Genomic DNA, 23,018 nt, shown 5'->3' on the forward strand with positions numbered 1-23,018 from the left:
TACCCACCATTTCAAGCTATAATCATTTTTGACATTTTAACGACTTAGTCGACAAAACACTGTAGAAAAATTAAACTGATCGACTATACTTTTTACAAACACAGATCAAAGGCCGCTTAATTAAACACCTAATAAACTTTAATTAAGTATTGTATCTTGCCCGACAATGCCTACACTAGCGTCTTTTTACAACCCCTGCCACCAGAGAGGGGCAATGACGATAAATGAAGCTGCAATAGGACAAGAAAATAATCTATTCCAGGGGATAACCCGGCACTACAAAATAAGAACAGGATATAGACAATGAACAAACTAAAAGGTTTTTTAACCGTCGGGCTCTTCGCCTTTGCATTAACAATTAGCTCATTTGCAAGCGCTGAAGACTTAAACCCTCCTCAACAAGTCATCCAAGAAACATCTGACCTGTTACACGACATCCTTCAAAAGGATAAAAGCAAACTCGATGACCTTGATTATGTTTTTCAGTTGGTCAACGAAGTACTTGAACCTCGTGTTGATTTAAATAAAATTTCTAGACTTGTTTTAGGTAAACACTGGCGTAAAGCAAGCGAAGAGCAAAAAACCTCATTCCAAAAAGAGTTCAAGGGCTTATTGGTAAATACTTACGCAACTGCCTTTAAAGAATTTGATGAATGGACCATACATTTCATACCAATGACCTTCGACCCAACAGACACAAGGCTAATGGTTAAAACTGAAATTATTCAACCTTCTCGTCCACCCGTTGTTGTTAATTACCGAATGGCCCTTAACAAAGCTGGCGAATGGAAAGCGTATGATGTGATCATCGAAGGGATTAGCATGGTAACTAATTACAAAGCGAGCTTTTCTAAAACCATCAAAAGCGCCGGTGGACTCGATCAGGTTATTCAACAATTAGCCGAAAAAAACAAGTTATCAGAAACAGACAGCCAACTTGTTCGAGAAGAAACGAGCAACAAGTCTTAATAACAGCTCTGTTTAAGCAAGCCAATCTTTAGGCTGTAAAAAAACATCATACAGTTCGCTTTCAGCTGTCCCTGCTTCTGGGTGCCAGTTATAACGCCAGCTAACCTGTGGTGGCAATGACATTAAAATGGATTCCGTACGGCCACCTGTTTGCAACCCAAACAGGGTCCCTCTGTCATACACCAAGTTAAACTCTACATAGCGGCCTCTCCTATAGAGCTGAAAATCTCGTTCCTTGTCAGTATACGGCAAGCTTTTACGTCGCTCGACAATAGGCTGGTAGGCAGAAATATAGTGGTCACCCACGCTCTTCATCAGCTTGAAACAACGTTCGAACCCCCCTTCATTTAAATCATCAAAGAAAAGCCCTCCGATACCGCGCGGTTCATTACGATGTTTTAAAAAGAAATATTCATCACACCATTTTTTATAATCGTTATAAACATTATCACCAAAAGGTTCGCACGCTTTTTTTGCCTGCCGATGCCAATGCTTTGCATCATCTTCAAAGCCATAATAAGGCGTTAAATCAAAGCCGCCTCCAAACCACCAAATTGGTGCTTCACCGTCTTTTTCTGCGATAAAAAATCGCACATTAGCATGTGATGTCGGTACATAAGGATTACGAGGGTGTATCACCAATGAAACGCCCATTGCTTCAAAGTTTCGCCCTGCCAACTTGGGACGATTCTGTGTTGCTGATCCGGGTAAGGCGTCACCTCTTACATGCGAAAAATTAACCCCCGCCTGCTCAAACACCTTGCCATTCTCTATCAGCCTCGTACGCCCTCCGCCTGTATCGCCCCCTCTATCCCATAGGTCTTCTTTAAAACCACCCTCTTCCTCAAGGCCTTCAATACTGCTACAAATGTTGTTTTGCAAAGCCAACAGGTAGTCTTTAACACGCTGGGGATTGGGTGCAGACATCAATAAAATCTCTTAGGTTAACGTAATTGCTTATTTAAAAAGGGGTCGATGATTCGGCTGGGATTCAAAAAGCCACCTACTTGGCCACTTATTGTATAAACATTTTTCGACAAAAACTTTAGACGCGCTTGATACGCCGTTCTTACTGCCTCACAACCCGACATGTTAGCACTAGTAGACACAATCGCTGTACCAGCTAACTGGCACAGCTCTTTAGCTAGGCCATGCTGTGTCAAACGAACCGCTATATTACTCCGCCCACCTGTCAACCATGCTGGCACCGATGTTTTTGCAGGCAGTAACCAAGTTGTTGGCTCCGATACCTGGTCCTTTATTTTTGACATAAGGTCATCAGATAAAGGCTGCACATAAGGTTCAAGTTGACAAAAATCAGATGCGATAAGAATCAAGCCTTTACTAACCGATCGCCCTTTTAAATCTAACAGTCGATAAACTGCCCCTTCGTTCAATGGGTCGCAGCCTAACCCAAACACGGCCTCTGTTGGGTAGGCTACAAGACCACCGGCTTGAAGTTGAGCAACAAACCGTTTTTTTTGCCAAACCGATGGCACAACCGGATTACCCTTGTTGAAGCTTTTCTTGCAGGGCTTGGTTTTTCTTAATAACAGCTTCGCCTGACGCTTTTCTATCTGCACGTACTCGTTGTGCAACGCCCTCATCAAACAAGCCGATAATTTGAGCGGCAAGATAAGCCGCATTTTTTGCACCCGGCTTACCAATCGCTACACTAGCAACAGGGATACCTGCTGGCATTTGTACGGTCGACAATAATGCATCTTGCCCTTGTAAAGAACCCGCATCAAGCGGCACACCAATAACAGGCTTAACGGTATTAGCCGCCACTGCTCCTGCTAAATGAGCAGCCAGACCTGCTGCTGCAATAAAGACCGCGCAACCTCTCTTATCGGCATCGGTAACGTAGGCATGTGTTTCTACCGGCGTTCTATGTGCTGAGGTCACTCTCACCTCATACGGAATGTCTAATCCTTTTAATACATCCAGTGTTGCCTGCATAACAGGAAAGTCAGAGTCAGAGCCCATTAAAACGGCTACAAATGTTTTATTATCTTGCATCATTTACCTTTTAATTTATTAAGTTTTAGCCATTTCTTCGCATGGCGTTACGTATGAACATTCTTGTTGTGGACAGACTTTTTCAGTGCCACGTCTTTTAGTTGTTTTTAATGTCAAAATAGGCCAATTACAATTTGGGCATGGCTCATTAATCGGCTCATTCCATAATGCATATTTACACTTAGGATAATTAGAGCACGAGTAGAATATTTTACCCTTTCGAGATTTACGTTCAAGTATTGTTCCCTTTTTACAATCAGGACAAACAACATTCGTGTCTTTTGGTTTCTCCAAAGGTTCCATATGCTTACAATCTGGATAAGCACTACAACCTATAAATTTGCCATATCGACCGGTGCGAATAATTAAATTAGATTCACACTTTGGGCATTTTCTCCCTTCAACAACTTCAGGCTCTGCAGAAGCGGCATCATCATTCAAGTTACGCGTATAACTGCATTCGGGGTAATCCGTACAGCCAATAAACCGTCCATTTCTACCCAAGCGAATCGATAGCTGTTTACCGCACTCTGGACACTTTTCCTCCAACGCCTCTTGCGTAACATCGCTACGTTGAACACTGACTTCCTTATCATCAATCAGTGTTTTAAATGGCTGCCAAAACGTCTTCATTAATGGCAACCACTGCATTTCACCTCTTGAAACGGCATCCAGGCCATCTTCTAATTTAGCGGTGAAGTCATAATCCACATAATTCGTAAAATGCTGCGTTAAAAATTTATTTACAATTCGCCCAACATCAGTCGGATAAAAGCGTTTCGTTTCTAGCTCTACATAGTCGCGATTTTGTAATGTTGAAATAATCGATGCATAGGTCGATGGCCGGCCAATTCCGTGCTCTTCAAGCGCTTTAACTAGGCTTGCCTCACCATAACGAGGGGGCGGTTCAGTAAAATGTTGGTTCGCTATCACCTCTTGCAAATCAACTAGCGCACCTTCTTCCAGAGGTGGCAACATTTTTTCCTTATTGTCATCATCCTCTTTACTGTCATCTTTACCTTCAAGATACACTGACATGAAACCGGGTTTATTTACCGTTGAACCTGTGGCCCGAAAAACATAGCCCTTGCCGCAGGTTAGGTCTGCACTCACCCCATCAATCAACGCATGAACCATTTGGCTAGCCACCACGCGCTTCCAGATCAATAAATAGAGTTTATATTGGTCATTCGACAACGACCCTCTAATTTCATCAGGAATCCTTGCTGCTGAGCTTGGACGAATAGCCTCATGGGCTTCTTGAGCATTTTTTGATTTAGTTTTGTAAACCGGCGCTTGTTTAGGTAGATTCTCTTTACCATAACGCGATTCAATCAATTGACGAATTTCATCAACCGCTTCAGCCGCTAAGTTCACCGAATCTGTTCGCATATACGTTATCAGACCAATTGATTCTGAACCGATGGTTACCCCTTCATAAAGCTGCTGAGCAATCTGCATGGTCTTTTTAGTTGTAAAACCTAACTTTCTAGATGCTTCTTGCTGAAGTGTGGAGGTTGTAAAGGGGGCGGCTGGGTTACGTTTACGCTGTTTTTTTTGTAGCTTTTTAACCAATAATTTATTGGCGGCAACAGCCACAATATCGTCTTTTATTTTATTCGCATCCGCCGCGTTTTCGACACTAAACTGGGTCAGCTTTTCGCCATCCACATGTGTTAGCTTGGCTTTAAAAGATTGGTTAGCCGCCTTAGTTGCCGCTTCAATACTCCAATATTCACGACTATTGAAAGCTTCTATTTCTAATTCACGTTCAACAATTAATCTTAACGCTGGGCTTTGAACCCGCCCAGCAGATAAGCCGCGTCTGATTTTTTTCCATAACAACGGCGACAAATTAAAACCAACCAAATAATCGAGTGCGCGTCTAGCTTGCTGCGCATCAACCATATCCATAGATAATTCACGTGGCTCCTGTATCGCTTTTTGAATTGATTTTTTAGTAATCTCATGAAAAACCACTCGATGTACCGGCTTATCTTTGAGCAGTTTTTTTTCCTTTAATAACTCAGAAACATGCCATGAAATGGCCTCACCCTCTCTATCCGGGTCGGTTGCAAGATAAAGCTCATCGGCTTTTTTCATCGCCTTTGTAATCGCCTGCACATGACGCTGATTCCTTTCGACCAAAGAATACTTCATCGCAAAATCATGGTCCGGGTCTACCGCGCCCTCCTTCGGAACCAAGTCCCTCACGTGGCCATATGACGCTAGAACAGTAAATCCTTTGCCTAAATATTTTTCAATGGTTTTTGCTTTTGCTGGCGATTCAACAATGACAAGAGCTGACATAATAAGACCTAATGAAGTTCGAATGGAGTATCGCCGTAAACCAGCTCCTCCATTTGTGAATAATGACCTTCCATGCCAGATTGACTAAACAGCACCATTAACGCGACCCACTTCACATGATCTACAGAAAGAAGCGCATCACCCAAGGCCATCGCTCTATCAATGATCAGCTCACGGCGTGTTAAGTCGATAATCCCTGTCTGCTCTAAAAACAACAAGAAGCCTTGTGCATCAACATCAAAACGTAATCGTTCTTCGGCTGAATAAACCCGGATCGCACTTTGACCAACATAGTTTTCTATCACCTGCGATGGTTGAGTCGTTAACTCACCCATCCAATCAAAGGCTCGATCAACATAGTTTTCTGTAAATCCTGCTTCCAGCAATTCAGTTTTTAACTTGCCTTGCTCAAGGGCCTTTTCATCGCCCGCATCAATATAATGCTCGAACAAATACACAAGTACTTCAAAAATAGTTTCTTTCATTTATTTTAATTTTATCTCTATTTATTCGGCTGAACACCGATAGAAAAGGCCTCCAGGCGCAGATGACACTAAACCTTGAAGCTCCAATACCAGTAACATAGACGAAATCTCTTCGGCTGTAAAATTAGTTTCTGTTATTAGTTCATCTACGGAGGTGGGGTCAAACGCAATTTTTTCAAGTAAAACAGCATAATCACCCGTTATTGATGTCTTATTCAACCTAAGCTCTTCGTTCTGCCCATCATCTTCACTGAGAGCCGCCAACGATAAGTTACCTAACTCTTCAAGTACATCTTCAGCCGTTTCAACTAATTTAGCCCCTTGTCGGATCAAATGATGGCAGCCTTTTGCAAGCGGATTGTGAATCGACCCGGGGATTGCAAACACTTCCCGGCCTTGTTCCATTGCATGCTTTGCTGTTATCAAGGTTCCACTCTTTATCGCCGCCTCAACCACCAAAACACCCAAGCTTAAGCCGCTAATAATTCTATTCCTTCTCGGAAAATAACCCGGTTTTGGTTGTGTGCCAATTGGAAATTCCGACACCAACGCACCAGATTTAATAATTTCTTCAGCCAACGGCTTGTGGCCAGCGGGGTAAACCCTATCGAGCCCTGTAGCAGCGACAGCGATTGTTTTTCCGCCGGCCTCTAAAACACCTTCATGCGCCGCTTGATCAACGCCTAATGCTAAACCACTCGTTACTGTTAAGCCAAAGGTGGCAAAGCTTTTTGAAAATGCATGCGCTGTTTTCATGGCCATTGGTGAAGGGTTTCTTGTTCCTACCATGGCTATTTGCAAAGATCCTAACAAGCTACGATTACCACGAATAAATAAAATAGGCGGCGGGTCTGGAATTTCTTTAAGCAAAAGCGGGTAATCTTCATCGTACCAACACATAAGGTGACAATCTTCACGTTTGAGCCAGTTTAAATCTGGCTCAATTTCACGCTCATCCAGGTTTTTTATTTGCTGAATAACCGCTGAAGAAAGCCCAGCCTGCTTGAGCGATGCTGCGGAGGCGCCAAGAACATTTTCCGGCGTACCAAAGACCTCCAATAACGATAAATATGTTTTAGCACCAACGCCAGTAATTCGCCATAAAGCTAACCAAGGACGATAATCAGAAGCAAGAATGCTCGTTGAAGAAACTCGCCCGTCTTCCCCGTTGGAGCTATCCAATACTAAGGGGTATGAACAACATCGTGGCGGTGTATCACGCGAGAGCTTTCCATCACGAGACCATAGCTGACTCGGTCAAACACCCTAAATACCATTAACACGCCGGCCTTTTCATCCGGTAACGTCACTTCTGCGCCACCACCAGCAATGATGTCTCTAACCGTTTCGCCTGCTCGATCAATTTGTAACACATGACCCACTTCAACGCCGTCTTGTTCGCCACGATCAATCACCACCACATCATATTTTGCTACTTTCGACACACCATCAACGATTCCAACAATTTGCCCTCTAATATTGCTCTTTGGCGCATGAGGGAAGTAGTTTTGAACAATCGGTCCTTCGATAGCCGGTAATAAACGATCACCTTTTCGTACTTCACGCGTTGATTTAGACAACATCACAGTCGCTGGGTCTCCTTTCAGCTCTACCGTCGACTCTGCAATATAGACCGCCTCGAAACCCAATGACTCCCCAGTTTCTCCATCCAAATATTCTTCGCCCTGTCGCACAATAATGTAGCCATCGGCTATGCCGTCTTGAAATGAACGGACATACGCTTTGTAGCCCGGACTTCCGAGAATATGCTCATCATCAAATGCCACGACATAAGGCGCAGACTCATACTCCTCTTCCGTCATCACTCTTGGACTATTTAAAAAGGGTGCAATGGCATCAATCGGTATTGCAGGAATGGCATCCGCTAAACTAGAACGCCGAATTGAGGGTGATAATTTCCCATCACCTCTTTTTAAAGTCAACCTTGGCACGCCATCTACAAAAGACAACTCAACAATATCGCCGGGGTAAATTAAGTGTGGGTTCGCAATTTGATCATTCGCTTGCCATATATCTGGCCAACGCCATGGCGTTTGTAGGAAACGTGCAGAAATATCCCAAAGTGTATCTCCTTTTACAACCACGTAGCGATCCGGGTGTGATGGGTTCAGCTTAATATCGTTTGCCAGTACACTCCAACTCAACAACACTCCAACCACTAACACTAATAATTTTTTCATGGCCACGATCTTCCTTTTATTGGCGATTTAATAACACTCTAAGTCTAGCTTAAAATATTGACTATTCAAAGTTTAACCTAAATTCGTTAGAATTCACTCTAAACAATTGGCCACCGTCGCATATTTCACCCCCTTCCAATATGACAAAATTAAATATTCTGCATTTTCCTGACAAACGGCTACGAACAAAAGCCACCGATATCACCGTCTTTGATGACGAATTAAGGCAATTTATTCGCGATATGTTTGAAACCATGTACGCAGCGCCCGGTATTGGACTTGCCGCAACGCAGGTGAATTACCATAAACGCCTCATTGTCATTGACGTCTCTGAAGATAAAAACGAACAGCTTTGCCTCATTAACCCAGTCATCACTCATAAAGAAGGCATTGAAGTAATGCAAGAAGGCTGTCTATCGGTCCCTGGATTTTATGAAGACGTAGAAAGAGCAGAGTCAGTAACGATTAGCGCTCAAGATGAACATGGCAAGCCTTTCGAGCTAACAGCTGACGATTTATTGGCCGTATGCATTCAACATGAAATAGATCATTTAGACGGAAAATTATTTGTCGATTACCTGTCTCCTTTAAAACGCAATCGCATTCGAAAGAAGCTAGTGCGAATGGATAAAGAACGGGCCGAACAAACAACTCAATCCAACTCGCTATAGCTGGCCTTTAAACATGAACATTATATTTGCAGGCACGCCTGATTTTTCGGTGCCAACGCTTCAAGCGCTTATGGCTAGTCAGCACCATGTCTGCGCTGTTTATACACAACCAGACCGACCGGCCGGCAGGGGACGAAAAGTTCAACTTAGCCCCGTCAAACAATGCGCATTGGACGCTAATATACCCATTGAACAGCCCGTTAACTTCAAATCAGCAGCATCGATAACAACGCTAGAACAGTATCAGGCAGACCTTATGATTGTTGTCGCCTACGGTATTATTTTGCCAGACCTTGTCTTGAATACACCCAAATTTGGCTGCATTAACATCCATGCCTCCTTATTGCCTCGCTGGCGCGGCGCCGCACCTATTCAACGTGCTATTTTATCGGGCGATAAAGAAACCGGCATTACCTTAATGCAAATGGATACCGGCCTCGACACCGGAGATATGTTGTCAAAAACTGTTCTCCCTATTCAGCCCGAGGACACTTCCAGCAGCCTCCACAATAAATTATCGACCTTAGGCGCCAACGCCTTAATAGATTTACTGCCCCTCGTTGACGCACAACAACTTAGCCCGAGCCGCCAAAACAACAATGAAGCGACCTATGCTCACAAACTCAGTAAGCAAGAAGCCCTGATAGATTGGAGCAAACCAGCTGCTGACGTTCAACGCAGTATTCAAGGTTACAACCCATGGCCGGTAGCCCACACGCTTCTCAACAACAAACCCTTACGCATTTGGCAGGCAACCGTCACCCAACTTCCCACTTCCGGGCAGCCAGGAGAGGTTAACACTGAGAAAAATAAATTATTTGTTGCCTGTGGCGATTACTTCATTGAAGTTAACGAGCTTCAACCTGCTAATAAACGGCGCATGTCCGCGTCCGATTATCTATCTGCACATCACATCAACGCATTAACATTAGGCTAAGATGAACGCAAAGAAAAACACTAGCCACTCTGCCCGGGAAACGGCTGTTCTTGTTATATGCGCCGTTATCCAACACGGCAAATCACTCACCGATGCCTTAAGTTTAAGTGAAAATTTAGAGCCTCGTGAAAAGGCATTCTGTCGAGAACTTTGCTACGGCACTCTTCGCTGGCACAGTCGTCTCGATGCCATTCTCCACCTTTTATTGAAGAAACCCTTTAAAGCTAAAGACTTGGATATTACTGTACTGGCCTTAATCGGCTTGTACCAAATCATTTATCTCAGCACACCTGACCACGCCGCCGTATCAGAGACTGTAAGCCAATGTAAACGTGGAAAAAAAAGCTGGGCGAACGGTGTGCTTAATGGCGTTTTACGCAACTTTTTACGCAACAGAGAATCACTTGAAAAAACCGTTGACGAACAACCTAACCAACGCTTCTCTCATCCAGATTGGCTCGTCAAAGAAATATCAAAAAGTTGGGGACAGCAAACTAAAAAAATTCTTGCCGCAAACAACCAGTACCCGCCCATGTCCATTCGGGTTAATCAAAAAATAGTCACGCGAGACCACTATCTACAGCAATTAAGCGACAACGCTATTCACGCAACAAAAAACCCTTTCAACACAGTAGGTTTAACACTGGAAAAACCGGTCAATGTTGATCAACTGCCTGACTTCTGGCAGGGCGCCTCTTCAGTACAAGACGGCGCAGCTCAACTAGCGGCTGAACTGTTAGACATTAAAGGCGGGCAACGCATATTAGACGTCTGCGCAGCGCCAGGCGGTAAAGCAGCCCATATTTTAGAACAGGCCGCCGGCACCGTTTCTCTGCTAGCGCTTGATATTGATGAAAAGCGCAATCAACGTGTTCTAGAAAACCTTCAACGATTAAAGCTCAACGCTGAGGTCATGACCGTTGATGCACTAGAAGCCGACGAATGGTTTGATGAAAAACCTTTTCAACGCATTCTACTAGATGCACCCTGCTCCGCTACAGGCGTAATCAGACGCCACCCCGACATTAAAATATTACGTCAACCATCCGACATTCCTGCTCTTATCGAACTACAAAGCAAGCTATTAAAAACCATCTGGCCCTTGCTCGATAAAAAGGGTGTGCTTTTATATGCAACCTGCTCTATATTATCAGCTGAAAACAGCCAACAAATATCTACTTTTCTGGCCGAACACCCTGATGCAAAAGAAATTAAAATAAATGCTGAATGGGGTCACACTTGTGAACATGGCCAGCAAATTTTACCGGGTGATAACAATATGGATGGTTTTTATTACGCATGTTTAACAAAAATCTAATGCCGGCGATTCGCTTTTATTGTCGACGCTCCTTCTTCATGCTTTTTTTTGCTTGCCTGCTATTACCAGCAAACCTACTGGCCGATGAAAAACCCAATATCACCATAAAAACAGCCACACTAACGCAGCAAGACAGCACTTTTTTGCTCAACAGTCTTATAGTCTATAACCTCAGCGATGAAGCCATCGAAGCTTTGCACAACGGAGTCACTCTTACCTTCAACATTGACCTTTCAATCACTGAACCTAGAAAATGGCTTTGGAACAAACACCATACAAACCTCACCCTACCCTATCAACTGAGATACCATACTTTAGCTAAAATCTATCAAGTCTCTGATACCACCAATAATATACGACTTAACTTTTCCAGCCTTTCGGCAGCGCTTCACTCATTAGGCACACTGACTGACATCCCTATATACACATTAACAAACAGCCCTCACATTAATGCCAATGCTTCTTTAAACGCCTACCTAAATATTGAAGCATTACCACTTCCAATGCGCCCTTTAGCTTATATAACCCCTGGCTGGTACTTACGTAGCAATACCTTTCAATGGCCACTAGCCCAGTAAAAAAGAGAGCCTATTTTATTCCCGCAGGTGTGTTACTCAGCCTGCTATTTAGCCTGTACTTGATGAGCCATGCAACAGAGTCTAACTCTCAATTCAATGGCTTGTTTTCTGCACTTATTCTGATCAATATCGCAGGCACTATTTTCTTATTCGGACTGCTATTCTCAAACATTCGCTGGCTTTGGCAACAGTTTTCAACTCAAGCCGTTGGTTCACGTATTACGGTACACATTGTGCTGCTTTTTTTTGCCATTTCTGTGATCCCAACTGGCATTGTTTTTTACTTTTCTAGTCAGCTCCTACACCAAAGTATTGACAGTTGGTTTGATGCAAAAATAGACACCGCGATGGAAAGCTCATTAACACTGAGCCGCCGATCCCTAGATAACCGTACTCTTTCCTTAATGAAGGAGACTCGTCAATTAGCTAGTCAGCTAGAAAGCGAACCAGATATCTTTTTATCGCTAACCTTAGCCGGCCTACGCGCACAAACCAATGCCAATGAACTCACCGCCTTTTCAAGACAAGGGCAGATTATTGCCACAACTAACATTGATCCCAGCGTACTCATTCCCAATACGCCTGACAGTTCAACGCTTCTGCTCGCCAAACAAAACCGAGAATTTATTGGCTTCGAACCTAGCTCCGATAAAGGCTTAATTGTCCGCAGCATCGTGGAAATTAAAAACACCAATCCAAGGCGCTACCTACAAGCCATCTATGAGATACCCGAAGATATTAGTCAATTAGCCGACTCGGTAGAAGATGCTTATACGACCTATCAAGAATTCAGTTATTTACGAGACTCTTTAAAGTTTAGTTTCACCCTGACACTCTCTCTTGCTCTACTATTTAGCATTTTAGCTGCTAGCTGGGCAGCCTTTGTGTTTGCAAGAGAACTAGTCGCACCGATTCGCCAATTAGTTAAAGGCACTCAAGCTATTGCCGAAGGGAATTACGAAAAGAAACTAAAAACCAATCGAAAAGACGAACTTGGCTTCCTCATTAATTCTTTTAATGCCATGACATTGCGAATATCTAGCTCTCGACAAGCAGCCTATAACGCCCAACGAGACGCGGAGAACCAACATGCTCATTTAGAAACCATATTAAGCCACCTTTCTAATGGTGTTTTAGGCTTTGACCTTACATTACGACTTAAAACAACCAATTATGGTGCCAACCAGATTCTCGAACACCCCTTATCGGCCTGTATTGAGTACTCACTTGCCGACATTGCCGCTAAATTCCCAGAATTAGAAGCCTTTACCAGTTTACTGATTGATAATTTTTCCGCTAAAGAAAAAGAATGGCAACGAGAATTCATCTTCTATATTAACCATCAAAAGAAAACTCTACGTCTAAAAGGCACTCCCTTGTATGCCGCCGATAAAACATTATCTGGTTACGTGTTAATTTTTGATGATGTTACCCCTATTATCCAGTCACAAAGAAACGCGGCGTGGAGCGAAGTCGCTCAACGTCTAGCACATGAAATTAAAAACCCTTTAACCCCGATTCAATTATCTGCTGAACGGCTACAAAGAAAACTTCACTCACAGCTCAATGATGATGCCAATAAAGTACTGAAAAAATCGACAGAGACCATCGTACAACAGGTCAGCGCCTTAAAAAGCATGGTCAATGACTTTTCGAATTTCGCACGCCCACCACAGTCCAAACCCCAAGTGATATCAATAAGCCAGCTTATCGATGACATCGCTTCTTTGTATCAAGGCCAAGTTCAACACCTTATAGTAACAATTGATAACGATTTACCCAACGCCTATGCAGACCCAGTTCGATTACGACAAGTTTTCATTAACCTGATAAAAAATGCGCAAGAAGCCATTGCTGACGACGAATTTGGAGAAATCAACATATCGGCCAACTACAATAAAGCCAATGATTCAATCGAGATTTGTATTGCTGATAATGGCCCAGGCGTAGATAATTCCGATATTGAACGCATTTTCGAACCCTATGCGACGACCAAAGAGAAAGGTACTGGGCTTGGACTGGCTATTGTTAAAAAAATCATCGAGGAACATGGCGGCACGATCATTACCAAGCCGGTTACTCCACACGGGGCTAATTTCATTATTCAACTCCCTATTACGACTCCCTAAAAAAACCTAATCATTACGGATACACTTTATGAACAAACCTCATATTCTTGTTATTGACGACGAACCCGATATTCGCAGCCTAATTAGGGATATTCTCGAAGATGAAGACTATGAAGTATCTACTGCTGATAGCGCTGTAACCGCTCAGCAAGCACGTCATGAGTGTCGCCATGACTTAATTTTACTGGATATTTGGATGCCGAATACCGACGGCGTCACCTTATTAAAAGACTGGTCTACATCGGGAGATTTATCTTGCCCGGTCATTATGATGTCTGGGCACGGCACCGTTGAAACCGCTGTGGAAGCCACGCGTTTAGGCGCTTATGACTTTCTAGAAAAGCCATTATCCATTGCCAAACTATTACTGACCATTGAACGCGCACTGGAAGCTGAAAAACTTAAACAAGAGAATATCGACCTTAAACAATATTCAAACACCATTCAGGAGCCTCTTGGCAGCAGCCCACAAATTCAACAACTTCTTGAGCAGGCACGCCGACTCGGACAGCATGACACTCGCATATTATTAACGGGCGAACCTGGTAGCGGTAAAGAAACACTCGCACGATATATTCACGAACATAGCACCAGAAAACAAGGGCCTTTTATAGAGTTGAATACAGGCATTATCACTTCCCATAATGCCCTAGAAGAATTTTTTGGTCGTGAAGACGGCGACTCTATTCACTACGGTTTATTGGAGAAAGCAAATCACGGTACCTTGTTCATCGATGAAATTGGTGACATGGACAGTGAAACCCAACACCGCTTACTGAGTGCATTAGAATCTAAATCATTTCAACGCATTGGCGGCCACGAAGAGGTTAAAGCTGATGTAAGAGTTATCGCCTCGACCCGACGAGACCTTGAAGAAGCCATTCAAAATGGTCAATTTAGAAAAGACTTATACTATTTACTGAATGTCGCCTGCCTTCATTTGCCCTCGTTAAAAGATAGAAAAGAGGATATCCCTTTACTATTAGATTTCTATCTCCAGCACTACATAAAGCGAGAAAACTTACCAAAACGTAAATTCACCATTGCGGCGCAACAATTTTTAAGCGATTATACGTGGTTAGGGAATATACGCGAACTAAGGAATGTGGTTCAACGCCTCTTAATACTAGGCATTGGCGACGAGATCGGTCTAACTGAAGTCAAAACAACGCTCGGTGAATCTGCAAGATCCGTCATAACATCAAACGACATACCAATCTTTTATGATTTACCCCTTAAAGATGCTAGAGCACAATTTGAAAAAGCCTACCTTGATTACCACCTTGATCAGCACAAAGGCAGCGTTACTAAACTGGCTGAAACAACTGGCATGGAAAGAACTCACCTTTACCGCAAACTTCATGCCTTGGGCATTGAGTTTAAAGGAAAACGCTAACTCGCGCTATCGCTGTATCCTATGAGAATTATTATTTTAGGGGCCGGTCGAGTAGGCTCTACTGTTGCCAGCAACTTGTCTAGCGAAAATATCGATATCACACTGATTGATAAAGATCAAAAAGTAATCGACGCTGTCTGTGAAAGGCTTGATGTTTCAGCCATCTGCGGCAATGTCTCTCATCCAGATGTCTTAGAAAGCGCCGGCACCAAGCATGCCGATATCATCATCGCCGCAACAGACAGCGATGAAACAAATATGACCGCTTGCCAAGTCGCTCACTACTTATTTAAGGTCCCGAAAAAAATCGCGCGCGTAAGAGCAAGAACCTTCATTGACGTTCAAGAACAACTTTTTAACCCTAACGCCATCCCAATTGACGTTATTATCAACCCCGAAAATGAGATCGTACAATTTATAAAAAACCTCATTTTGCATCCCGGCTCACAGCAAGTTTTATCCTTCGCTAACGGCGTCCTCAGCCTTGTAGAAACAAAATGCAACCGAGATTGCGCATTAGTCGGAAAATCACTTGATGATTTGACCCGTTTATTACGTGGCGTTTACGCCAGAATAGCGCTCATTTATAGAGATAGCGAAATCATCATTCCCAACTATCACACCATTATTGAAGAACACGATCGCGTTTTCTTTATTGCGCCATCTAAGGATATTCAGCAAGTACTGAGCGTACTCTTCAATCAAGATAAAGCCTATAAACGATTAATTATTGCAGGTGGTGGCCGTATTGGTCTTGGTTTAGCTAAAGAGCTTGAGAACACCTTACAAGTTAAAATCATCACTAAAAGCAGCGAAAAAGCCTACGAGCTATCAGAACAGTTAGACCATAGTATCGTACTGTCCGGCGACACTACAGACGAAGCCTTTTTGCTGGATGAAAACATTGACAGAACCGATGTCTTTTGCACGCTGACAAGCGACGATGAAACGAATATTCTATGTTCCATGTTGGCCAAAAGCCTTGGCGCAAAGGTTGTCATGAGCTTGGTCGATAGAAATGCCTATATGAGCATGGTAGATAACGGGGCCATTGATAATGTCATTTACCCTCAACACACCACCATTGGAAAAATATTATCGCATATCAGACAAGGCGCTATTGCGAGTGTCCATTCTTTATTGCGGGGCAAAGCCGAAGCATTTGAAGCGATTGTCTCAAGTAGGGGACAAAAGAATAACCTCGATGGTCAAGCCATACGGGATGTTAAGCTACCTAACGGCAGCATGATTATTGGTTTAGTAAGAGAGAATATTTCCATTCCAGCAAGACAGGATGTCATTATTAAAAGTGGTGACCACCTGATTATTTTTGTTGCAGATAAGTCTTTAATTCACCAGGTAGAGGCGCTTTTTCAGCCGCCAAAATCCTTCCTTCGCCGATTTATTAATTAAACATGCATTACAACGTTATTAGACGCGTATCAGGTCTATTATTAGGCCTATTTAGCATCACCATGCTACCACCCATAGCCGTGTCTTTTATTTACGACGAACAAAACCACCAACCGTTTTTGATCGGTTTTTTTACTATTTTCCTAACCGGCTTTGTGCTCTGGTTAAGCGCCAAAAATGCTAAAGGAGATTTAAGAACACGAGATGGCTTCGTTATTGCTACTCTTTTCTGGGTTAGCCTTGGACTGTCCGGAGCCATCCCACTATATTTCTCTAGTCTGCCTTCCTTGTCATTAACCGATTCTATATTTGAATCCATTTCAGGCTTAACCACTACTGGGGCAACAGTTATTACAGGGCTCGATACGCTACCAAAGTCTATTCTTTTTTACCGTCAACAACTCCAGTGGTTTGGTGGCATGGGTATTGTCGTACTTGCCGTTGCCGTCTTACCTATGCTGGGCATCGGTGGAATGCAGCTTTATAAAACTGAGATGCCTGGGCCCGTTAAAGATGCAAAATTGACACCCCGTATCACCGAAACAGCCAAAGCACTATGGGAGATCTACCTTGGCTTAACCATCGCATGTACACTGGCCTATTGGATCGGTGGCATGACATTTTTTGACGCACTAACACATAGTTTTAGTACCGTTTCTATTGGAGGCTTTTCAACCCATGACCTGAGCTTTGCTTTTTTTGACAGTACCGCCTTAAATTATATTTGCATTGTATTTATGCTTGTTGCGGGTATAAATTTCGCACTTCACTTTAGAGCAGCCAAATCACTCAGCCTTAAAGTTTATACTCATAATAATGAGTTTCAAACCTATCTCAGCATTCTCGTTGTACACACTCTGTTGATATCGGGAGTCCTACTTTTTTTAGGTCATGTTGATATTATTGAACAAACCCTATTTCAAGTCGTCTCATTCGCCACAACGACAGGGTTTACTTCCTCCAACCACGCCAACTGGCCTTTATTCATCCCGGTGTTACTTCTTTTTATGAGTTTCTATGGTGGTTGCGGCGGATCTACAGCAGGCGGGATTAAGGTTATCCGCATTTTAATTTTGCTCAAACAGCTTGGCAAAGAGATAACACATTTGATCCATCCACATGCCGACATGCCAATAAAACTTGATCAACGTGTCGTTTCAAGGCCGGTTATCAATGCAGTTTGGAGTTTCTTTTCTGCCTATATTTTATCTTTTGGTCTGTTAATGATTTTAATGATGATGACAGGACTAGACCAAATCACCGCTTTTTCAGCCGTTGCAGCAACCCTTAACAATCTCGGACCGGGGCTAGGCGATATTAGTAGTAGCTACGCAACCCTTCCAGACACAAGCAAGTGGATTGCCTGCTTTTCCATGCTGCTTGGCCGACTAGAAATTTTCACCTTGCTGGTCTTATTTAGCCCTGTTTTTTGGCGCGATTAGTGTCGGATTTACAACACAAGTGGGACCGTATCTATAGTCAGCGAGAAGCAGCTGATCCTAAACCGGCTGCTATGTTATCTCAATATTCACACCTATTGCCCAAGCAAGGACGTGCCCTCGATCTAGCTTGTGGCGTGGGCGGCAATACGTTCTTTTTAGCTCAACGAGGACTAACTGTCGATGCTTGGGATATTTCACCGGTTGCTATCAGTCAGATCGATCAGCGCAAAGGGCCTGCAGACAATATACGCACCTCGGTTGTTAATATTAACGATGGTGTGTTTGCAAAAAATTACTACGATATTGTTACGGTCTCATACTTTCTAGACCGACAACACATTGACGACATCATCACCACACTAAAGCCACAAGGGCTGCTTTTTTATCAAACATTTACGCGTGAAAAAGCGCAACCGGGCGGGCCAAGCAACCCTGATTTTTTGCTGAAAAAAGGAGAGTTATTATCCCTTTTTTCTCAACTAACACCTATTATTTATCATGAGGAGGGCCTTATTGGCGACGCTAGTAAAGGCCTTCGAAATGAAGCCATTCTCATTGCTCAAAAGCCCGCAATGCTGAAACCCCCACTCAACTAGAAATATCATTGTATAATAAGCGGCTAACGTTAATTTAGGTCAATCCATGACTAGCATCAAAAGCACCTCGCCTACCCAGGCTTACGAAATTCTTAACAACGACTCTAATGCCGTATTGATCGACACCCGTACATTTATTGAATTTTCTTTTGTAGGCCACCCCATTGGCGCTATCCACGTACCGCTTAAAAGACCACCTAACTGGAAACCTTTACCCGATTTTGTTGAACAGGTTGAAAAGCACGTCCCTTCAAAGTCAACAACCATTGTTTTAATGTGCCGCAGTGGCGCACGCTCAATGGAAGCGGCTAAATTATTAGAAGAGGCTGGCTACCAGTCCTTATACAACATGAATGAAGGCTTTGAAGGCGATAAAGATAAAAACAACCATCGAGGCAAGCTAGGGGGCTGGCGCTATCATCAACTCCCTTGGGAACAAAGCTAACGTCGCTCTATACATAACTCATATTCATATCAACCGATACTCACCCAATCAAAGGAACCTAATTTCGTGAAACAGAACCTCCGTAATATCGCCATTATCGCCCACGTTGACCATGGCAAAACCACCCTCGTTGACAAATTACTAGAACAATCCGGCACATTAGACCGTAAAAACTCTGGTACAGAAAGAATCATGGATTCTAACGACCAAGAAAAAGAGCGCGGCATCACCATCCTCGCAAAAAACACAGCGATTGAGTGGCAAGGTCTTCATATTAATATTGTGGACACCCCGGGCCATGCCGATTTTGGTGGCGAAGTCGAGCGAGTTCTTTCAATGGTTGATTGTGTCCTATTATTGGTTGATGCAGTTGATGGCCCAATGCCACAAACACGCTTTGTAACCTCTAAAGCTTTTGAACAAGGCTTAAAGCCCATTGTTGTTATCAACAAAGTTGACAGGCCAGGCGCACGCCCTGACTGGGTTATTGACCAGGTTTTTGACCTGTTCGACAAACTTGGCGCCACCGATGAACAGCTCGATTTTCCTGTTATTTATGCCTCTGCCATTAATGGTATTGCTGGCCCAGAAGCAGATGAGCTAGCCGATGATATGACCCCATTATTTGAAATTATTAGAGACAACGTTCCCACGCCTGTTGTTGATGTAAACGCCCCATTCCAAATGCAAATTTCATCACTGGCCTACGATAGCTATGTGGGTGTTATTGGTGTTGGTCGCATTACTCGTGGCAGCTTAAAACCAGGGCAAACCGTTACTATTATTGATAGCAATGACAAACAGCGTAAAGGCAAAGTACTAAACGTAAAAGGTCATTTAGGCCTTGAACGTATAGACGTTGACGAAGCATTCGCTGGCGACATCGTTTGCATTAACGGCATCGACGGTCTTGGAATTTCTGACACACTCTGCGACCCTGATCATGTTGAAGCCATGCCTGCGCTGTCTGTAGACGAACCAACCGTTAGCATGACCTTTTCTGTTAACAACTCACCTTTTGCTGGACAAGATGGCAAGTTTGTCACTTCGCGCAATATTAAAGACCGTCTTAACCAAGAACTTATCCATAACGTTGCTCTGCGTGTTGAGCCCGGCGACTCACCTGACAAATTCATCGTATCTGGTCGAGGCGAATTGCACTTATCTGTGCTGATAGAAACCATGCGACGTGAAGGCTTTGAACTAGGTGTTGCTCGCCCTGAAGTCATCCAAAAAGAAATTGATGGCAAAATGCAGGAACCGTTCGAAATGGTTGTAATTGACATTGAAGAACAGCACCAAGGACCCATTATGGAAGAAATGGGTTTACGTAAAGCCGAGCTAACCAATATGGAGCCTGACGGTAAAGGACGCATACGACTTGAATTTATGAGCCCCTCGCGTGGTTTAATCGGCTTCCGCGGTCACTTCCTAACGCTGACGTCTGGCTCGGGTATCATGACCAGTGTCTTTGATCATTATGGTCAAGTGAAAGACGGCGAAATCACCTCTCGACAAAACGGCGTTTTAGTTTCTATGGTCAAAGGCAAAACATTGGCTTTCGGCTTATTCAACCTGCAAGAAAGAGGTAAATTATTCTTAGGTCATGCCGAAGAAGTCTACGAAGGACAAATCGTGGGGCTTCATTCACGCGGTAATGATTTAGTCGTCAACCCGACCAAAGGCAAACAGCTTACTAACGTGCGTGCATCGGGCACAGATGAAGCCTTAACACTCGTTCCTCCCGTCGTCATGACGCTAGAACAAGCGCTTGAGTTTATTGAAGATGACGAGTTAGTTGAAGTCACACCTCACCATATTCGTCTAAGAAAAAAATTACTAACCGAAAACGAACGTAAACGTGCCTCACGCGCACCAAAGTCTTAATATCAGGCACAAAAAAACCGGCGGAGTAAACTCCGCCGGTTAAGTGGTCGCATTGCTTGGTTGGCAAAAAATTTGATCCTTACCAGCATCCATACTGATTGTGTAATCCTTTACACTTCCCTAGCAAACAATCCTTGTTTGGTGAGATCCTTCTCATAAATTTTCTAGCGACGTTAAAAGTATAGACCTGACATCCCTAGTAAATAATCATCTACAACCTCAATCAGGGTAAGCATATCCTTACACCCTACAACGTTTATTTCATCAAAACATATTGTCTTTCATCCACATCAGACTTACTATACTAAACCAATTCTAATATATTCAGGGTGTAGATCATGAGCTGGACTAAAAAAGTATTACGCATAAATCTAACAAACAGGACATCTTCTGAAGAACCTCTCAATATGGAGTGGGCAGAACTTTATCTAGGCCAGAGAGGGCTAGCGACAAAGTACCTTACAGAAGAAGTGGACCCAACCGTCGAGCCTCTAGCGCCAGAAAACAAGCTGTATATGGTAACAGGCCCACTAACAGGCACCATGGCTTCAACGGGTGGTCGTTACTCTTGTGTCACTAAAAGCCCCTTAACCAATGCTCTGGCTTGCTCAAATTCAGGTGGTTTTTTTGGCAACGAAATGAAATGTGCTGGCTGGGATATGATTATCCTAGAAGGCAAAGCAAGCTCCCCAGTTTATATCAGCATCGTTGATGAAAAATGCGAGATCCTGCCGGCGGATGAAATTTGGGGCAAATCTGTTTGGGAAGCCGATGAATGGCTTCATAATAAACACCAAGACCCTCAACTAAGAATCGCTGCTATTGGCCTACCTGGTGAAAAGGGCAACCTATATTCTGCTATCGTTAATGACTTACATCGTGCTGCTGGGCGTTCCGGCGTAGGCGCTGTTATGGGTTCAAAAAATGTCAAAGCGGTGACCCTTAGAGGCAGCAAAGGTGTTGGCAATATAAAAGATCCAAAACGTTTCTTCGAAGCCACTAACAAAGCTAAAAAAATTATCGCTGACAGTGAAATGACTCAAGGCCTCAGCGCCTTAGGTACCAATGTCATGATGAACCATATGAACGAAGTGGGTGCTTTACCGGCTAGAAACTGGCAAGACAGCACCTTTGACAATGCACCTAAACTGTCAAGTGAGGCAATGGCCGTACCAAGGGAAAGTGACGGTAAGCCAAACTTAACACGAAATGCCGGCTGCTTTGCCTGCACTATATCTTGTGGACGTATCTCAACAATCGACCCAGAGCATTTCAGCATTAAAAACCGTGATGACATCCATAAGCACTTTAAAGGTAATTCTGGTGGTAATGAATATGAAGCTGCATGGGCATTAGGTTGCGATACCGGTGTAGATGATTTAGACGCCGTGACCTATGCTAACTTTGTCTGTAATGAGCAAGCTCTTGACCCCATCTCAGCAGGCGCCACTATTGCTGCAGCCATGGAGTTATATGAGCTAGGCATCCTTACAAAAGAAGATACTGGCGGCATTGAAATGAACTTTGGCAATGCTGAGGCGATGGTGGAATGTATTGAACTGATTGCAAAACATGAAGGCTTTGGACAAGAACTCGCTCAAAGTTCACTTCGTTTTTGTGAAAAATACGGCCGCCCAGACCTCGCTATTGTTGTTAAAGGGCAAGAGTTCCCAGCCTATGATGCTCGCGCTGTAAAAGGCATGGGTCTTGGATATGCCACATCAAACCGTGGCGCCTGTCACGTACGTGGTTACACTAACGGCTCAGAAACAGCCGGGATACCTTTCAAAACAGATCCATTAGCCTACGAAGGAAAAGCAGAACTACTGATGGCATTCCAAGATACAACTAGTGTGTTTGATTCTGCCGGCATCTGCACCTTCTCATCATTCGCACAAGGCATTGAAGAAGTGGCAGAACAAATTGATGCTGCCTGCGAAGGCGACTGGACAGCTGAAAGACTCGGCCAATTAGGCGAGCGCGTTTGGAACCTTGAGCGTGAGTTCAACAACAATGCTGGTTTCACAGCTGCCGATGACACGCTTCCACCTCGCTTATTAAGTGAGCCTGTCAAAGCAGGCCCTGCAAAAGGTGAAGTTTGTGAGCTAGATAGAATGTTGCCCGAATACTACGAAGTTCGTGGTTGGAATCAAGACGGCACACTTAAAGAAGCAACAAAACAACGCCTAAGTTTGTAAATTATCACTTTGTATCCGACA

General features: G+C 43.6%; 20 protein-coding genes. 13 read left to right on the forward strand and 7 right to left on the reverse strand.

Translation table 11 applies throughout. From position 1 onward, the window contains the following. The first annotated feature begins 303 nt into the window (after window positions 1-303). Window positions 304-969, forward strand: a complete 666-nt coding sequence (locus Q91_RS10595; protein ID WP_015006899.1) for a phospholipid-binding protein MlaC — start codon at window positions 304-306, stop codon at window positions 967-969. Window positions 970-981: 12 nt separating this feature from the next. Here Q91_RS10595 and hemF read toward each other — a convergent pair whose 3' ends face one another. From hemF to Q91_RS10630, 7 genes are read right to left on the reverse strand one after another with little or no spacing between them, the layout of a single operon-like run. Further along, window positions 982-1,896 carry an oxygen-dependent coproporphyrinogen oxidase gene (gene hemF / locus Q91_RS10600; RefSeq protein WP_015006900.1) on the reverse strand — a complete coding sequence of 305 codons (915 nt, stop codon included), beginning with the start codon at window positions 1,894-1,896 and terminating at the stop codon, window positions 982-984. Window positions 1,897-1,913: 17 nt separating this feature from the next. Further along, entirely contained in the window at window positions 1,914-2,468 is a 555-nt protein-coding gene (locus Q91_RS10605) for an L-threonylcarbamoyladenylate synthase (protein ID WP_015006901.1), read from the reverse strand. A 7-nt stretch (window positions 2,469-2,475) separates the two neighbouring features. After that, on the reverse strand, window positions 2,476-2,991 hold the full coding sequence (purE, locus tag Q91_RS10610) for a 5-(carboxyamino)imidazole ribonucleotide mutase (RefSeq protein WP_015006902.1): 516 nt from the start codon (window positions 2,989-2,991) through the stop codon (window positions 2,476-2,478). Between the two features lie 18 nt (window positions 2,992-3,009). Then, entirely contained in the window at window positions 3,010-5,301 is a 2,292-nt protein-coding gene (gene topA / locus Q91_RS10615) for a type I DNA topoisomerase (protein WP_015006903.1), read from the reverse strand. 8 nt (window positions 5,302-5,309) lie between these two features. Further along, window positions 5,310-5,786: a DUF494 family protein gene (locus Q91_RS10620; protein ID WP_015006904.1), complete on the reverse strand. Its 477-nt coding sequence runs from the start codon at window positions 5,784-5,786 to the stop codon at window positions 5,310-5,312. Window positions 5,787-5,807: 21 nt separating this feature from the next. Beyond that, window positions 5,808-6,968 (reverse strand): DNA-processing protein DprA, encoded by a 1,161-nt coding sequence (dprA, locus tag Q91_RS10625; protein ID WP_015006905.1) that lies wholly within the window; start codon window positions 6,966-6,968, stop codon window positions 5,808-5,810. Window positions 6,969-6,970: 2 nt separating this feature from the next. Beyond that, a complete protein-coding gene (locus Q91_RS10630) occupies window positions 6,971-7,987 on the reverse strand; it encodes a LysM peptidoglycan-binding domain-containing protein (protein ID WP_015006906.1) in 1,017 nt (338 codons plus the stop codon). A 140-nt stretch (window positions 7,988-8,127) separates the two neighbouring features. On the opposite strand from Q91_RS10630, the gene def reads away from it, so the two are divergent. From def to Q91_RS10690, 12 genes are all read left to right on the forward strand, one after another. Beyond that, window positions 8,128-8,658, forward strand: coding sequence for a peptide deformylase (def, locus tag Q91_RS10635; protein ID WP_015006907.1), 531 nt, complete (start codon window positions 8,128-8,130; stop codon window positions 8,656-8,658). Between the two features lie 13 nt (window positions 8,659-8,671). Further along, window positions 8,672-9,595 (forward strand): methionyl-tRNA formyltransferase, encoded by a 924-nt coding sequence (fmt, locus tag Q91_RS10640; RefSeq protein ID WP_015006908.1) that lies wholly within the window; start codon window positions 8,672-8,674, stop codon window positions 9,593-9,595. A 1-nt stretch (window position 9,596) separates the two neighbouring features. Continuing rightward, window positions 9,597-10,913, forward strand: coding sequence for a 16S rRNA (cytosine(967)-C(5))-methyltransferase RsmB (gene rsmB / locus Q91_RS10645; RefSeq protein ID WP_015006909.1), 1,317 nt, complete (start codon window positions 9,597-9,599; stop codon window positions 10,911-10,913). After that, window positions 10,895-11,491, forward strand: coding sequence for a DUF4390 domain-containing protein (locus tag Q91_RS10650; RefSeq protein WP_015006910.1), 597 nt, complete (start codon window positions 10,895-10,897; stop codon window positions 11,489-11,491). Before rsmB ends, Q91_RS10650 begins: the two co-directional genes overlap by 19 nt. After that, entirely contained in the window at window positions 11,473-13,620 is a 2,148-nt protein-coding gene (locus Q91_RS10655; RefSeq protein ID WP_015006911.1) for an ATP-binding protein, read from the forward strand. The genes Q91_RS10650 and Q91_RS10655 overlap by 19 nt, the downstream gene beginning before the upstream one ends. A 28-nt stretch (window positions 13,621-13,648) precedes the next feature. Then, window positions 13,649-15,016 (forward strand): sigma-54 dependent transcriptional regulator, encoded by a 1,368-nt coding sequence (locus Q91_RS10660; protein WP_015006912.1) that lies wholly within the window; start codon window positions 13,649-13,651, stop codon window positions 15,014-15,016. Window positions 15,017-15,037: 21 nt separating this feature from the next. Beyond that, window positions 15,038-16,429: a Trk system potassium transporter TrkA gene (gene trkA / locus Q91_RS10665; protein ID WP_015006913.1), complete on the forward strand. Its 1,392-nt coding sequence runs from the start codon at window positions 15,038-15,040 to the stop codon at window positions 16,427-16,429. Between the two features lie 2 nt (window positions 16,430-16,431). Beyond that, window positions 16,432-17,871: a TrkH family potassium uptake protein gene (locus Q91_RS10670; RefSeq protein WP_015006914.1), complete on the forward strand. Its 1,440-nt coding sequence runs from the start codon at window positions 16,432-16,434 to the stop codon at window positions 17,869-17,871. Then, the gene (locus Q91_RS10675; protein WP_015006915.1) at window positions 17,871-18,467 is read left to right on the forward strand and encodes a bifunctional 2-polyprenyl-6-hydroxyphenol methylase/3-demethylubiquinol 3-O-methyltransferase UbiG; all 597 of its coding nucleotides are present in this window, start codon (window positions 17,871-17,873) and stop codon (window positions 18,465-18,467) included. Before Q91_RS10670 ends, Q91_RS10675 begins: the two co-directional genes overlap by 1 nt. 46 nt (window positions 18,468-18,513) lie before the next feature. Next, the gene (locus tag Q91_RS10680; RefSeq protein ID WP_015006916.1) at window positions 18,514-18,912 is read left to right on the forward strand and encodes a rhodanese-like domain-containing protein; all 399 of its coding nucleotides are present in this window, start codon (window positions 18,514-18,516) and stop codon (window positions 18,910-18,912) included. A gap of 66 nt (window positions 18,913-18,978) precedes the next feature. After that, window positions 18,979-20,799, forward strand: coding sequence for a translational GTPase TypA (typA, locus tag Q91_RS10685; protein WP_015006917.1), 1,821 nt, complete (start codon window positions 18,979-18,981; stop codon window positions 20,797-20,799). Between the two features lie 338 nt (window positions 20,800-21,137). Next, window positions 21,138-22,997, forward strand: a complete 1,860-nt coding sequence (locus Q91_RS10690; RefSeq protein WP_015006918.1) for an aldehyde ferredoxin oxidoreductase family protein — start codon at window positions 21,138-21,140, stop codon at window positions 22,995-22,997. Window positions 22,998-23,018 lie beyond the last annotated feature (21 nt).

Source organism: Cycloclasticus sp. P1, assembly GCF_000299965.1.
Taxonomy (GTDB): Bacteria; Pseudomonadota; Gammaproteobacteria; order Methylococcales; family Cycloclasticaceae; genus Cycloclasticus; species Cycloclasticus pugetii.